Annotated in this window: 11 protein-coding genes; 8 read left to right on the top strand and 3 right to left on the bottom strand. The window is 70.9% G+C overall.

All coding sequences use genetic code 11. The features are described 5' to 3' along the window. Positions 1-27: 27 nt before the first annotated feature. Genes ACN27J_RS28050 through ACN27J_RS28030 form a run of 5 tightly spaced genes read left to right on the top strand, consistent with a single transcriptional unit; the run spans position 28 to position 7123 of the window. The gene (locus tag ACN27J_RS28050; RefSeq protein WP_421370827.1) at positions 28-1275 is read left to right on the top strand and encodes an MFS transporter; all 1248 of its coding nucleotides are present in this window, start codon (positions 28-30) and stop codon (positions 1273-1275) included. A 55-nt stretch (positions 1276-1330) separates the two neighbouring features. Further along, positions 1331-2791 carry a DNA-3-methyladenine glycosylase 2 family protein gene (locus ACN27J_RS28045; RefSeq protein ID WP_421370824.1) on the top strand — a complete coding sequence of 487 codons (1461 nt, stop codon included), beginning with the start codon at positions 1331-1333 and terminating at the stop codon, positions 2789-2791. A 4-nt stretch (positions 2792-2795) separates the two neighbouring features. After that, the gene (locus ACN27J_RS28040; protein WP_421370821.1) at positions 2796-3320 is read left to right on the top strand and encodes a methylated-DNA--[protein]-cysteine S-methyltransferase; all 525 of its coding nucleotides are present in this window, start codon (positions 2796-2798) and stop codon (positions 3318-3320) included. Between the two features lie 30 nt (positions 3321-3350). Then, the gene (locus ACN27J_RS28035; RefSeq protein WP_421370819.1) at positions 3351-5135 is read left to right on the top strand and encodes an ABC transporter ATP-binding protein; all 1785 of its coding nucleotides are present in this window, start codon (positions 3351-3353) and stop codon (positions 5133-5135) included. Further along, the gene (locus tag ACN27J_RS28030) at positions 5132-7123 is read left to right on the top strand and encodes an ABC transporter ATP-binding protein (RefSeq protein WP_421370817.1); all 1992 of its coding nucleotides are present in this window, start codon (positions 5132-5134) and stop codon (positions 7121-7123) included. Before ACN27J_RS28035 ends, ACN27J_RS28030 begins: the two co-directional genes overlap by 4 nt. Here the strand turns inward: ACN27J_RS28030 and ACN27J_RS28025 are convergent. Next, positions 7116-7943 carry a class I SAM-dependent methyltransferase gene (locus tag ACN27J_RS28025; RefSeq protein WP_421370814.1) on the bottom strand — a complete coding sequence of 276 codons (828 nt, stop codon included), beginning with the start codon at positions 7941-7943 and terminating at the stop codon, positions 7116-7118. The two genes, ACN27J_RS28030 and ACN27J_RS28025, sit on opposite strands and share 8 nt — an antisense overlap. A gap of 126 nt (positions 7944-8069) precedes the next feature. After that, a complete protein-coding gene (locus ACN27J_RS28020; protein ID WP_421370811.1) occupies positions 8070-11225 on the bottom strand; it encodes a beta strand repeat-containing protein in 3156 nt (1051 codons plus the stop codon). Between the two features lie 358 nt (positions 11226-11583). Between ACN27J_RS28020 and ACN27J_RS28015 the strand changes: the two genes are divergently transcribed. Next, complete coding sequence (locus ACN27J_RS28015; RefSeq protein WP_421370809.1) at positions 11584-12336, top strand: SGNH/GDSL hydrolase family protein; 753 nt, start codon at positions 11584-11586, stop codon at positions 12334-12336. A gap of 45 nt (positions 12337-12381) precedes the next feature. Here the strand turns inward: ACN27J_RS28015 and ACN27J_RS28010 are convergent, their stop codons facing one another. Beyond that, the gene (locus ACN27J_RS28010; protein WP_421370807.1) at positions 12382-13290 is read right to left on the bottom strand and encodes an AraC family transcriptional regulator; all 909 of its coding nucleotides are present in this window, start codon (positions 13288-13290) and stop codon (positions 12382-12384) included. A 155-nt stretch (positions 13291-13445) separates the two neighbouring features. Here ACN27J_RS28010 and ACN27J_RS28005 point away from each other — a divergent pair, with 155 nt between their 5' ends. Beyond that, positions 13446-13751 (top strand): putative quinol monooxygenase, encoded by a 306-nt coding sequence (locus tag ACN27J_RS28005; RefSeq protein WP_421370806.1) that lies wholly within the window; start codon positions 13446-13448, stop codon positions 13749-13751. A gap of 32 nt (positions 13752-13783) precedes the next feature. Next, positions 13784-14785: an alpha/beta hydrolase gene (locus ACN27J_RS28000; protein WP_421370804.1), complete on the top strand. Its 1002-nt coding sequence runs from the start codon at positions 13784-13786 to the stop codon at positions 14783-14785. Positions 14786-14787: the final 2 nt, after the last annotated feature.

Raw genomic sequence — 14787 nt, 5'->3', positions numbered from 1 at the left:
GGTCCGGGCGAGCGGGGAGCGGGTGGCGTGGTGGCGAACGGGGCGGCGACGCTGGCGCGGCCGGTGGTGGAACGGGCGCGGATCGCGGTCGCGATCGCGTTCGGGGTCAGCGGTCTGGCGTTCGCCTCGTGGATCTCCCGTACCCCGGCGATCCGCGACGCCCTCGATCTGACCAACGCCCAGTTCGGGCTGCTGCTGCTGTGCACGTCGGTGGGCGCGGTCAGCGCGCTGCCGCTGTCCGGTCCGCTGGTACACGCGATCGGGCCCCACCGGACGGTGCTGCTGGGTGCCTCGGCCGTGACCGTCGGGATGCTCGCCGTCGCGGTCGGCGTGGCGGTCGTCTCACCGCCACTGGCCGGCGCCGGGCTGCTGCTGACCGGCACCGGGTTGAGCAGCTGGGACGTGGCGATGAACGTCGAGGGTGCCGACGTCGAGCGCCGGCTCGACCGCCCGCTGATGCCCCGTTTCCACGCCGGCTTCAGCCTGGGTACGGTGACCGGCGCGCTCCTCGGGGCCGGGTGTGCCTGGCTCGCGGTGCCGGTCGACTGGCAACTCGCCGTCACCGCGCTGCTGGTGATCGCCTCGATCGCCGCAGCCGTACGGATGTTCCTGCCGGTCCCGGCGCGGGTGCCCGGCGCGGCAGCACCCCGGTCCGGGGTGCTGCGTGCCTGGCGGGAGCCGCGCACCCTGCTGATCGGTCTGCTGGTGCTGGCCTTCGCGTTCGTCGAAGGGGTGGCGAACGACTGGCTCACCCTGGCCGTGGTCGACGGCTACCGGGTCGGTGACGCGGTCGGCGCGGTGGCGTTCGGGGTGTTCGTCGCGGCGATGACCGCCGCCCGGATGGTCGGCGGTACGGCGTTGCAACGCTGGGGCCGGGTGACGGTGCTGCGGGCGACGGCTGTGCTGGCCCTGGTTGGCCTGGCCCTGGTGGTGTTCGGGCCGACGCTGCCGCTGGCGCTGCTCGGGGCGCTGCTGTGGGGCGCGGGGGCGTCGCTCGGCTTCCCGGTCGGAATGAGCGCGGCCGCCGACGAGGCCGACCGGGCGGCGGTACGGGTGTCGGTGGTCAGTTCGATCGGCTACACCTCGTTCCTGGCTGGTCCGCCACTGATCGGTTTCCTGGCCGAGCAGGTAGGCATTCTGCGATCGCTGTTGGTGGTGCTCGGGGCGTTGGCGATCGGCCTGCTGGCCGCCGGCGCGACCCGGCCGGCCGGCACGGGCGGCACGGGCGGCACGGCCGGCGCGACCCGGCCGGGCGGCACGGGCCAGGGCTCGTGACTGCAGGTCCGATTCCCGCCAGCCGACCGGGCCCGGCAGCAGGCAGGATCGACCCATGGAGCTCGACTTCGAGCGGTGCTACCGGGTGGTGGACAGCCGCGACCAGCGCTTCGACGGCTGGTTCTACACCGGCGTGACGTCGACCGGCATCTACTGCCGGCCGTCCTGCCCGGCGGTCACCCCGAAGCGGCACAACGTCCGGTTCTTTGCGTCGGCGGCCGCCGCGCAACAGGCCGGGCTGCGCGCCTGCCGACGCTGCCACCCCGACGCCACCCCGGGCTCGCCCGACTGGGACCGCCGCGCCGACCTGGTCGGCCGGGCGATGCGGTTGATCGGCGACGGGGTGGTGGACCGCGACGGCGTGCCAGGGCTGGCCCGCCGGCTCGGCTACACCGAACGGCATCTCACCCGGGTGCTGACCGAGCAGGTGGGTGCCGGCCCGCTGGCGTTGGCCAGGGCGCAGCGTGCGCAGACGGCCCGGATCCTGGTGGAGCGGACCGCCCTGACCGTCGCCGAGATCGCGTTCGCGGCCGGGTTCGGCAGCGTCCGGCAGTTCAACGACACGTTCCGGACGGTGTACGGCGGCCCGCCGTCGACGCTGCGCGGCCGCGTACCGCCCGGTGCGCCCGACCGGGCCGGGGTGATCACCGTACGGCTGGCCTTCCGTCGGCCGATGGCGGTCGACGCCGTACTCGGATTCCTGGCCGACCGGGCGGTGCCCGGCGTGGAGTCCGCCGACGGCGGCGGATACCGGCGTGCGCTGCGGCTGCCGTACGGTGCCGGCACGATGGCGCTGACCCCGCACGACGGCTTCCTCGCCGCCGCGTTGCACCTCGCCGACCTGCGCGATCTGGCACCGGCGGTGTCCCGCTGCCGCCGGCTGTTCGACCTGGACGCCGATCCGGCGGCGGTGGACGCCGTGCTGGGCGCCGATCCGGCGTTGGCCGCTGCCGTCGCCGCCGAGCCCGGGGTCCGGGTGCCGGGCGCGGTGGACGGCTTCGAACTGGCGGTCCGGGCCGTGGTCGGGCAGCAGATCTCGGTGTCCGCCGCACGCCGGGTGCTGGCCCGCCTCTGCGCCGCGACCGCATCGCAAACAGCAGCGCCGACGGACGACCTGTCGCCGTTCCCGGGCCCGGCCGAACTACTCGCCCTGCCCGACGACGCCTTCGCGATGCCGGCCGCCCGGCGCGGCACGCTGCGCGCACTGGCCGCCGGCGTCGCCGACGGCGGCATCGGACTCGACCCGGGCAGCGACCGGGTCGAGTTGTCGCACCGGCTCACCGCACTGCCCGGCATCGGCCCGTGGACCGCCGGGTACGTGGCGATGCGGGCGCTCGGCGACCCCGACGTGCTGCTCGGCACCGACCTGGGAGTACGGCGCGGCGCGGCGGCGCTGGGCCTGCCCGCCGCCCCCGCCGACCTGACCGCCCACGCGGACCGCTGGCGGCCCTGGCGGTCGTACGCCAACCTGCGGCTGTGGCGGTCCGCCACGCCAATGAAATCTACATCGGAGTGAACCTGTGACAACGCCTTCGACACTGGACACGAGTACGGTCGCCACCGCGGTCGGGCCGCTGACGCTGATCGCCGACCCGGACGGGGCGCTACGGGCCGCCGGCTTCACCGCCGACCCGGACGACCTACTCGCCCTGGTCCACCCCGACCTGCGCGGGCCGGTCCGCCGCCGGGCCGACCTCGGCGACGTCACCCGCGCCGTACGGTCCTACCTGGCCGGTGAGCTGACCGCGATCGACCAGCTCCCGGTCTGCCAGCGCGGCGGCCCGTTCCAGCGCACCGCCTGGTCGGCGCTGCGTGAGGTGAAGCCCGGCGAGCCGGTCAGCTATACGGCGTTCGCCCTGCGCTCCGGCCGTCCAGCAGCGGTCCGGGCAGCGGCCGGCGCCTGCGCCCGCAACGCGGTCGCGCTGGTGGTCCCCTGTCACCGGGTGCTGCGCGGCGACGGCACGCTGGGCGGCTACCGATGGGGTCTGCCGATCAAGAAGTGGCTGCTCGACCATGAATCGCAGGTGACCTTCGCGGGGCAGTGAACCGGTGCCGGCACCGGCTACCGTCGTGGTGTGGACGCCGTACCCGACCGATCTCCGCCCCGGCGGCGCGCCGTCCACAATCTCTGGCGGCTGCGCCGCTACCTGCGCCCGTACCTCGGTCAACTCGGTTGGCTACTGGCGGCCGCCGCGGCCGCGACCGGAGCCGGCATCGCCATCCCGCTGGTCATCGCCGAGGTGGTGGACGGCCCGGTGGCCGCCGGTGATCCCACCGGTCTGCTGCTCCTCGGTGGACTCGCTTTGCTGCTCGGCGTCGTCGAGGCGGTGCTCATCTTCATCCGGCGGTGGACACAGAGTGCCTCGTCGATCGGGATGGAAGGCACCATCCGCGACGACATCTACACCCACCTGCAGCGGCTCCCGGTCACCTTCCACGACCAGTGGCAGTCCGGGCAGTTGTTGTCCCGGGCGATCAGCGATCTGTCGGTTATCCGACGCTTCCTCTCCTTCGGTCTGCTGTTCCTGATCCTCAACTCGGCGACCTACCTGACCGTGGTGGCGTTGCTGCTGCACCTGCACTGGCCGTTGGGGCTGGTGGTGGCGGCCAGCGCCATGCCGCTCTACCTGTTCAGCCGCCAGTTCACCCGCGCCTACCTGCGGGTGTCCCGACGAATGCAGGACCAGCAGGGCGACCTGGCCACCCTGGTCGAGGAGTCCGCGCAAGGGCTGCGGACCATCATCTCGTTCGGGCGCGGGCCGTACCTCACCGCGCGCTTCACCGACCTGGCCCGAGAGCTGCACGACACCGCGGTCGGCAAGGGCCGGCTACTCGCCCACGCGTCGGCCCGCTACGACCTGGTGCCGAACGCGAGCCTCGCGGTCGTGCTGGTCGCCGGGGCCGGCGCCGTCGCCGACCAGCAGCTCACCATCGGTCAGCTGGTCGCCTTCGTCACCCTGCAACTGATGCTGATCTGGCCGATCAAGTCGCTGGGCTGGATCATTTCGCACGCCCAGGAGGCGATGACCGCCGCCGACCGGATCCAGGAGGTGCTGGACACCCCGCCGTCGATCGTCGACCGGCCGGATGCCGTCCGGATCCGAGTCGGCGAGATCCGCGGCGAACTGCGCTTCGACAACGTCACCTTCGGCTACCCGGGTACGCCGGAGCCGGTGCTGCGCGGCGTCGACCTCACCGTACGGCCGGGTGAGACGCTGGCCATCGCCGGCCTGACCGGCAGCGGCAAGACCAGCCTGGTGTCGCTGGTGCCGCGACTGTACGACGTCACCGGCGGTCGGATCACCCTGGACGGTCACGACCTGCGCGACCTGCGCCTCGACGAGCTGCGCCGGTGCGTTGGCGTGGCATTCGAAGATCCCACCCTGTTCTCGATGTCGGTTCGGGAGAATCTGACCCTCGGCCGGCCGGACGCCACCGACGCGGAGGTGCACGCCGCCGTCCGGTTGGCACAGGCCGACTTCGTCCACGACCTGCCCTGGGGGTTGCGGACCCGGATCGGCGAGCAGGGGCTCTCGCTGTCCGGCGGACAGCGGCAACGACTCGCGCTGGCCCGGGCGATGCTGGGCCGACCCCGGGTGCTGGTGCTCGACGACCCGCTGTCCGCCCTGGACGTGCACACCGAGGCGCTGGTGGAGCAGGCGCTGCGCCGGGTGCTGGTCGGCACCACCGCGCTGCTGGTGGTGCACCGGCCGTCCACGGTCGCGCTGGCCGACCGGGTGGCACTGCTGGACGCGGGCCGGATCGCGGCCGTCGGCACCCACACCGAACTGCTCGCCACCGTGCCCGCCTACCGGGCCGTACTCTCCGCCGACGGACCCGGCCTGGTCAGGTCCCGGTGAGCCGGACCGACGATGCCGGCGGCACCGCGGACCGTGACGCGAGCAGGTCCGACGACGGTCAGCCGGACTGGCGCGGGGTCTCCGACCGGGCGGCGGACGAGGTCAGCGGCGCAGACGACGGCGGTCCGGTCGACAACGCCCGGGTCCGGGCCCGCAGCCGGGCGCTGCTCGGCTCGCTGACCCGGCCGCACCGGCGGATGATCGCGGTGGCGGTCGGCCTACTGCTGCTGCAGAACGCTGCCGCGATGGCCGGACCGTACCTCGTGATGCTGGGCATCGACCAGGCCATCCCGCCGCTGACCGACGACGGCGACGCGGGGCCGCTGATCGCGATCGCCGTCGCCTTCGCGGTCGCCACCGTCGCCGAGTACGTCGGCAAGCGCAGCTTCCTGATCCTGTCCGCTCGGATCGGTCAGGCGATCCTGCTCGACCTGCGTCAGCGGGTGTACCGGCACTTCCTCAACCTGTCGGTCAGCTTCCACGAGCGGTACACCTCCGGCCGGGTGGTGGCCCGGCTGACCAGTGACATGGACTCGATCTCCGAACTGGTCAACGGCGGCATCGACGATCTGGTGCTCGCCGGGCTGTCGGTGGTCTCGGTGGCGGCGATCCTGCTCTGGCTGGACCTGCCGCTGGCCCTGGTGACCCTGCTGGCGTTCCCGTTCCTGGTGTGGATGTCGATCTGGTTCGCCCGCGCCTCCACCGTCGCCTACCGGCGTACCCGGGAGACCGTGGCGCTGCTGATCGTCCACTTCGTGGAGTCGCTCGGCGGGGTCCGGGCCGTGCACGCGTTCCGGCGCGAGCCCCGCAACCAGGAGATCTTCTCCGAGGTCAACACCGGCTTCCAGCGGGCCAGCTTGCACGCGTTCCGGCTGATCGCGATCTACTCACCGAGCCTCAAAGGCATCGGCAACGTGGCTGTCGCGATGGTGCTCACCTTCGGCGGTTGGCAGGTGCTGCAGGGCCGCACCGAGATCGGCGTGCTCGCCGCGTTCCTGCTGTACCTGCGCCGGTTCTTCGAGCCGATGCAGGAGCTGAGCCAGTTCTACAACTCGCTGCAGTCGGCGACCGCGGCGCTGGAGAAGCTCTCCGGCGTACTCGACGAGCGGCCGGACGTCCCCGAGCCGGTACGGCCGCGGCCGCTGCCGCAGCCGGTACGCGGCGCGGTACGGCTGCATGCCGTCTCGTTCGGCTACCGTCCGGACCGTCTGGTGCTGCCCGAGCTGACCCTGCGGATCCCGGCCGGGCAGACGGTCGCGCTGGTCGGGGCCACCGGGGCCGGCAAGTCGACGATCGCCAAGCTGGTGGCCCGGCTCTACGACCCGGTCAGCGGGTCGGTCACCCTCGACGGTGTCGACCTGCGTGAGATCGCCGGCCGCGACCTGCGGCGGAACGTGATCATGGTGACGCAGGAGAACCACCTCTTCGCCGGCAGCGTCGCGGACAACATCCGGTTCGGCCGCCCGGACGCGACCGACGCCGAGGTCGAGGCCGCGGCGCGAGCGATCGGCGCACACGAGTTCATCTCCGGACTTCCCGATGGGTACGCCACCGACGTGCACCGACGCGGCGGGCGGCTGTCCGCCGGGCAGCGGCAGCTGGTCGCCTTCGCCCGGGCGGTGCTGGCCGATCCGGCGGTGCTGATCCTCGACGAGGCGACCTCGTCGCTGGACGTGCCGACCGAGCGCCTGGTGCAGCGGGCGTTGCAGACCATGCTCAACGGTGGCCAGAGCGACGGTGGCTGCAACGACGGCGGACAGGGCGACGGTGGCCGCAACGGGGACGGGTTGGGGGCCAACGGCCGGCCGACCGGCCACGGGCGTACCGCGCTGGTCATCGCGCATCGACTGTCGACGGTGCAGATCGCCGACCGGGTGCTCGTCCTCGACGACGGCCGGATCGTCGAGGACGGCCGGCCCGCCGACCTGATCGCCGACGGCGGCCGCTACGCGGTGCTGCACCACCAGTGGCGCGACAGTCTCAGCTGACCCGGACCGCCTGCAGGGTGTAGCTGAGCGGGAACCGCTCCGGTCGTTCGGTCAACCGCCACTCGCCGTCGTCGCCCTTGACCATCCGGCCGGGCAACGCGTTCCACGGCACGCTGTCGTGCTCGACCAGCATCGTCACCTGCATCCCGACGCCGGTGAGCGCGGTGAAGATCTCCCCGATGCCGTGGTTCCAGGAGTGGGTCAGGTTGTGGGTGAAGCTGACCGCCGTGTCGACGTAGGTGCCGTCCTCGTTCCATACCAGCGGTCGGTCCGTCTCGAAGTACGGCAGGTCGAGTACGAGCAGGCCGTCCGGGCGGGTCTCGTCGACCGCCCACAGCGCCGGGTGCCCTTCCCGCAGGAACAGTCGGCCGCCCGGCCGCAGCAGTGCGGCCACCGTCTCCGCCCATCGGGTCACGCTCGGCAGCCAGCAGAGCGCGCCGATCCCGGTGAAGACGAGGTCGAACCCGCCCGCGCCGAGCACCTCGACGGCGCGGTAGACATCGGCTTCGACGTACTCGATCGGGGTCTGCGCCGCGGCGGCGATCCGCCGGGCCTCGGCCAGGGACGCGCCGGAAAGGTCCAGCCCGGTCATGGTCGCGCCCAGCCGGGCCAGCGACAGCGTGTCGGTGCCGATGTGGCACTGCAGATGCACCCCGCGTACGCCGGTGAGGTCGCCGAGCCTCGGCAGGTCGAAGCGCACCACCTCGCTGAGCAGCTCCGGGTCGGCGATCAGCTGCGCCACCCGGTAGTCCGGTGAGGCGGCGTGCGCCGGCGCGCGCTCGTCCCAGCTGGCCCGGTTGAGCGCCAGATAGTCGGTCACGCCGCCGACGATCGCACGATCTGACGCCGCTGGCACCCCGTTATCGTCCGGTGGGCCCGGTGACAGCGGGGTGGCCCCGGTCGCTCATCCGCTCCCGGGGCCACCCGCGCTCTCAGTTGTTGCGTGTCACGCCCTGTTCGCCCGACGGCGGGTGAGCAGGAGCAACGAGATACCGAGCGCCACGAGCGCGCCACCGCTGGTGATCAGGTTCGTGGTCGCCGTACCGGTGACCGGCAGCCCCACGTACCGGAAAGCGATCTCGTTCGAGGCGCCGTTCGGCGTGGTCACCGTGATGGTCGTGTTCTTGACGTCGCACGGCGGAGTGACGAAGGTCAGCGAGGTCCCGGAACTGTTGACCGTGACATTGTTTGCTGGAATCGTCTTGCCGCAGATCGTCACGGTCGTCTGACCCGGGATGAACCCGCTGCCCCCGACGACCACTGTGGTCCCGCCGTTGGCCGGTCCCTGTCCAGGGTCGACCGAGTCGATCACCGGTGGCGGCCCACCCGAGTAGGTGAACCCGTCCGGAGCGACCGCGTCGTCACCCGGCAGCACCACCACCACATCAACCGGACCCACCGGCCCCGGCGGCGTCACCACCGTCAACGACGTACCCGACGGATCCACCACCAGATCGGTCCCCGGCACACCACCGAACGTCACATCAGTCGCCCCAGTGAACCCGGAACCCGTGACCGTCACCGTGGTACCACCCGTGTTCGGACCCGAATCCGGCACCACCGAATCGATCGTCGGCGGAATGTAGGTGAAGATTCCCGCACCCGCCGTACCAGCCGGGAACGTGATCACCACATCAGCCGGACCAGCAGCACCCGGCGGAGTCACCACCGTGATCTCCGTACCAGCCGGATTCACCACAAACCCCGAACCCGCCACGCCATCAAACGTGACCCCGGTCGCCCCAGTAAAACCAGAACCCGTGATCGTCACCGTCGTCCCACCAGACGTCGGCCCGAAATCAGGATCCAACCCGGTCACCACCGCACCCGAACCATCAGCCAGATACGTGTACGCCAACGGATCAGCCGAACCACCATCAGTGGTCACCACCACATCCGCCGGACCCACCGCACCCGGCGGCGTCACCGCCGTCAACGACGTACCCGACGGATCCACCACCACATCAGTAGCCGGCACCCCATCAAACGTCACCGACGTACCATTCGGCACAAACCCCGAACCCGTAATCGTCACCGTCTGACCACCAGACTGCGGACCAGAATCCGGATCAATCGACGACGCCGTCGGCGGCACCGGAATGTAGGTGAAGATTCCCGCACCCGCCGTACCAGCCGGGAACGTGATCACCACATCAGCCGGACCAGCAGCACCCGGCGGAGTCACCACCGTGATCTCCGTACCAGCCGGATTCACCACAAACCCCGAACCCGCCACGCCATCAAACGTGACCCCGGTCGCCCCAGTAAAACCAGAACCCGTGACCGTCACCGTCGTCCCACCAGACGTCGGCCCGAAATCAGGATCCAACCCGGTCACCACCGCACCCGACCCATCAGCCAGATACGTGTACACCAACGGATCAGCCGAACCACCATCAGTGGTAACCACCACATCAGCCGGACCCACCGCACCCGGCGGAGTCACCGCCGTCAACGACGTACCCGACGGATCCACCACCACATCAGTAGCCGGCACCCCATCAAACGTCACCGACGTACCATTCGGCACAAACCCCGAACCCGTAATCGTCACCGTCTGACCACCAGACTGCGGACCAGAATCCGGATCAATCGACGACGCCGTCGGCGGCGCGACAACGTAGGTGAAGCCGTCCGGAGCGACCGCATCGTCACCCGGCAACACCACCACCACATCAACCGGACCCACCGGCCCCGGCGGCGTCACCACCGTCAACGACGTACCCGACGGATCCACCACCAGATCGGTCCCCGGCACACCACCGAACGTCACATCAGTCGCCCCAGTGAACCCGGAACCCGTGATCGTCACCGTGGTACCACCCGTGTTCGGACCCGAATCCGGCACCACCGAATCGATCGTCGGCGGCACATAGGTGAAGATTCCCGCACCCGCCGTACCAGCCGGGAACGTGATCACCACATCAGCCGGACCAGCAGCACCCGGCGGAGTCACCACCGTGATCTCCGTACCAGCCGGATTCACCACAAACCCCGAACCCGCCACGCCATCAAACGTGACCCCGGTCGCCCCAGTAAAACCAGAACCCGTGACCGTCACCGTCGTCCCACCAGACGTCGGCCCGAAATCAGGATCCAACCCGGTCACCACCGCACCCGAACCATCAGCCAGATACGTGTACGCCAACGGATCAGCCGAACCACCATCAGTGGTCACCACCACATCCGCCGGACCCACCGCACCCGGCGGCGTCACCGCCGTCAACGACGTACCCGACGGATCCACCACCACATCAGTAGCCGGCATCCCATCAAACGTCACCGACGTACCATTCGGCACAAACCCCGAACCCGTAATCGTCACCGTCTGACCACCAGACTGCGGACCAGAATCCGGATCAATCGACGACGCTGTCGGCGGCGCCGGCGCGGCGGGACGTTCACAGGTCGCCTCCGCGATGATCACGGTTCCGACCGGAATGACCACCGGCACGCCGAGGATCTCACCCGAGAGTTCGGCGGTGAGCACGATGGTGGCCGCCGCCGCGCTGTCGGCGGCAACGGTCTCGATACGCGACAAGGAAACGTCGAGGCTCGCCCCGACCAGCCCGGGCACCGTCACGGCGGCGCTCGCGTCGAGACTCGGCCCGTTGGGGACCAGCACTTCCGCCGAGCCGAACACGGTCAGCCCGGTCAGCGTCGTGTCGGCCGTCTGTGGCCCGAGGTACGGACAGCTGACCGCAGCCTCGACCACCGAGGCGGTCAGCACGTTCAGACCCAGGATGTCCAACGACACGTCGGCGACCGACGACGAGGCGAACGACGAGATCGGGCCTCTGGTCGCGCTGACCTCGAGGACGGTTCCGTCGGCGGCGACGCCGATGGCCCCGGGCAGGGTGATGTCGATCAGGGTCTCGGTGTCGGTGCCACCAGCGGGTGGAGCGGTCGCCGAACCGATCACGGCGTCGGCCTCGATCACCGGAACCCCGAGGACCTCTGCGGACAGGTCGACGACGACCCCCCTCGCCTGTGCATCACCGGGAGCGGCGTGGGCTGGCGCGGCGGTCACCGCCAAGCCGCCAGCGGTGCCGAGTAGCGCGGCCAGGGAGAGGCCGGCAACTCGTTTGATCGTTGACTGCACGTTTTCCTCGTCTCGTCTTCGGCATGAACCCGGACGGGCCGGAATGCCCGTCCCCCTAAACCAGAACGATGACAAAACGGGCAAGTGGTGCAGATAACCAAAGGTCCGAATCAGTGGATGCGCTCGTCTGGCGCGCCGTACCCGGCCCGGCAGGTCGGCGTCCGCCGGCCGGTCCGACTTCCGCCGTTCATCGGACACCCGCGCGGCGAATCCCTAAGCTCGCCTGGACGACCTCCGTTGACCGTCCAGTCGGGAGTGCCGCCCCGCAGACCGTCGGATCGGGATCCGCGTCACAGCACCTGTCGGTACCGGGAGGTAACTTGGTGCCGCTGGTTTCGCGGGACGGGGAGGGTCGCGGGTGCGGTACGTGGCGATCGGGGACAGTTTCACCGAAGGGCTCGGCGACGAGTTGCCGGACGGCACCGTACGCGGCTGGGCCGATCTGGTCGCCGCCGGGCTCGCCGCCGCGAACGGCGGTAGCGTGCAGTACGCCAACCTGGCGATCCGGGGACGGCTGCTGGAGCCGATCGTCACCGAACAACTCGACCGGGCGCTGTCGCTGTCCCCACTCCCGACGATGATCACCCTCAACGGCGGCGGCAACGACATGATGCGCCCCGGCACGGACGTGAGCCGGCTGGTCGCGCTGACCGAGGGTGCGGTACGCCGCTGTGCCGACGCCGGGGTACGGCTGGTGCTGCTCAGCGGCGGCGACCCGAGTGCCCGGCTGCCGTTCGGCGCGACGATGCGTCGCCGCGGGTTGGCGCTGACCGCCGCCACCGCCGAGCTCGCCGCCCGGCACGGTCTCGACTTCGTCGACGTGTTCAGCGACGTGGAGATCCGCCGCGAACAGTACTGGTCGCCCGACCGCCTGCATCTCAACTCGGCCGGCCACCGCCGGGTCGCCAGCCTGGTGCTGGACGGGCTGGGTCACCCGACCGAGGCGCACGTGGTCGACCCGGCACCGGTCGGGCGGCGCAGCCTGCTCGCCGAGGCCCGCTACTACCGGGAGTTCGTGGTGCCCTGGGTACACCGCCGGCTGCGCGGCCGCTCGTCCGGTGACGGGCGGACCGCGAAGTACGCCGACTGGGTGCCGGTCCTGGCCGGCTGACCCGCCGCCGCGCCGCTCCGGCAACATCGTCAGGGCGATGGTGCGTCACACCAGGGCCGGGTCGACGGCACCGGAGGGCAGGCCGCGCAGCCGGGCGGCGTCCTGACTGGGCGGTACGCCGAACTGCCGGCGATACTCCCGGCTGAACTGTGATGGGCTGTCGTAGCCGACCCGGCCACCGACGCCGGTGACGTCGGTGGGGTGGGTGGCGAGCAACAGCCGAGCCTGCTGCAGCCGGATCTGCTTCTGAAACTGGATCGGGCTCATCGCGGTGACCGCCTGGAAGTTGCGGTAGAACGCGGAGACGCTCATCCCGGCCATCCGTGCCACGTCCTCGACCCGGAACGACCGGGTGTAGTGGTCACGGATCCACTGCACCGCCCGGGAGATGTGGTTCAGGCTGCTGTCGGCGAGGCCGAGTTGGCGGACGACGCCGCCCTGCTCACCGGTCATGACCCGCCACAGGATCTCCCGTTTGATCAGCGGTGCGAGCACGGCGCGGTTGCGCGGCTGGTCGAGCAGGCGCAGCAGTCGGATCGCCGCGTCGACGAGCTCGGCGGGCGCGTCACTGACGGCCAGGCCGGACGGGGTGCCGCCGGCCACGGGTGGCAGATCTCCGGGTGCGGCGTGCAGGAGCAGCTCGGCGATGGTCGTCGGGCGTAGGACGAGACCGAACCCCAGTGCCGGCCGCTGCGGGTCGGCCTCGGTGAAGTGCCCGGTGATCGGCAGGTCGACCGAGGCGATCAGGTACTGCCCGGCGTGGTACTCGTACACCCGATCGCCCAGCGCGAGCCGTTTCGCCCCCTGGGCGATGAGCGCCAGGACGGTGCCGGTCATCGACGGCGACGGCGGCGCCGTCCGGTCCACCTTGGAGATCAGTACGTCGTCGATCCCGGTCGTCGTGTCAGGGCGGGCGTGACGGGCGATCAGTCCGCGCAGCTCATCAAGGTCCACAGACCGATTGAAGCATCATTCGATCCTCGTGACAACGAGAGGATCAGGCAAGTACCCAAGAGGATGATTCTACCGTCACAGCAGCTGGCGATGCTTCGATAGGTGTGTCGATAAATCGAGGTTGCGGTAGCAACCGACAAGTGAGGAGACCCCCGATGATCGCCAACCACGGCTTTCACGCCACCATGACCGCCCAGCCGGGCAAGGGTGACGAGCTGGTCGAGTTGCTGCTCGACGCGCCGTCGCTGCCGCACGCCGACTGCGTCGTCTTCCTGGTCAGCCGCTCGGCCAGCGACCCGGACACCGTCACCGTCGCGGAGGGCTGGACCAGTCAGGAGGCGCACAGCGCCTTCTTCTCCGGCGGGCCGGCGCAGGCCCTGGTCGCGAAGCTGCAACCGCTGCTGGCCGGCGAGTCCCGGTACGCCGACACGGTGCCGGTCGGCGGCAAGGCCGCCTTCTGACCGCCTGCCCCCTCCCGCTGGAAGGAACCACCGTGGCACCCGTACGCCCCGACCTCGACCCCGAACTGCGTACCCTGCTCGCCGATCTGCCGCTGATGTCCGAGCTCAACGCCGAAATCCTCACCCAACTGCGGCAGCTTCCGTCGACGCCGGTCGACACCCTCCTGCACGGTCGCGCGGTCGACCACCGGGAGGTCATCATCGCCGCCTCGGACGGCTCGCCGATCCCGCTGTCGATCTTCGCCCCGGTCGGAGCCGATCGGGTCACGCCGGCACCGTGCGTCTACTGGATCCACGGCGGCGGCATGGTGATGGGCGACCGCTTCTCCCAACTCGACATCCCCTTCGACTGGCTTGACCGGTTCGGTGCCGTGGTCGTCTCGGTGGACTACCGGCTGGCGCCGGAGGTCACCGGGATGACACTGGTCGACGACTGCTACCGCGGGCTGCTCTGGACCGCCGAGCACGCCGACGAACTGGGCGTCGACCCCGCCCGCATCGTGGTCGCGGGAGCCAGCGCCGGCGGTGGCCTGGCGGCCGGCGTCACGCTGCTCGCCCGCGACCTCGCGGCCCCGCCGATCGCCGCTCAGGTGCTGATCTGCCCGATGCTCGACCACCGCTGCGACACCACGTCGAGCCGGCAGTTCTCCGGCGGCCCGGGGGTCTGGACCCGGGAGATGAACCAGTTCGGCTGGGCAGCGGTCCTCGGTGACCGCACCGACGGCGAGGTGCCCGGCTACGTCTCACCCGCCGTCGCCGACGACCTTTCCGGGCTGCCGACCACCTACGTCGACGCCGGCAGCGCCGAGGTGTTCCGCGACGAGGACGTCGCCTACGCGACCGGGATCTGGGCTGCCGGCGGCCAGGCGGAGCTGCACGTCTGGGCGGGCGGCTGTCACGGATTCGACGCGCTGTACCCGCAGGCGACCATCTCGGCCACGGCCCGCCGTACCCGCAGCGACTGGCTCGCCCGGGTCCTGTCGGCTTCGCCGACCGACACCCCTCGATCATCCACCCCTCGAACGGACAGGTAGGT

It is taken from the genome of Solwaraspora sp. WMMB762, assembly GCF_049179115.1.
In the GTDB taxonomy this organism is placed as follows: Bacteria; Actinomycetota; Actinomycetes; order Mycobacteriales; family Micromonosporaceae; genus Micromonospora_E.
Note: the sequence above shows the minus strand (reverse complement) of the source record. Positions and strands in the feature narration are given on the sequence as shown.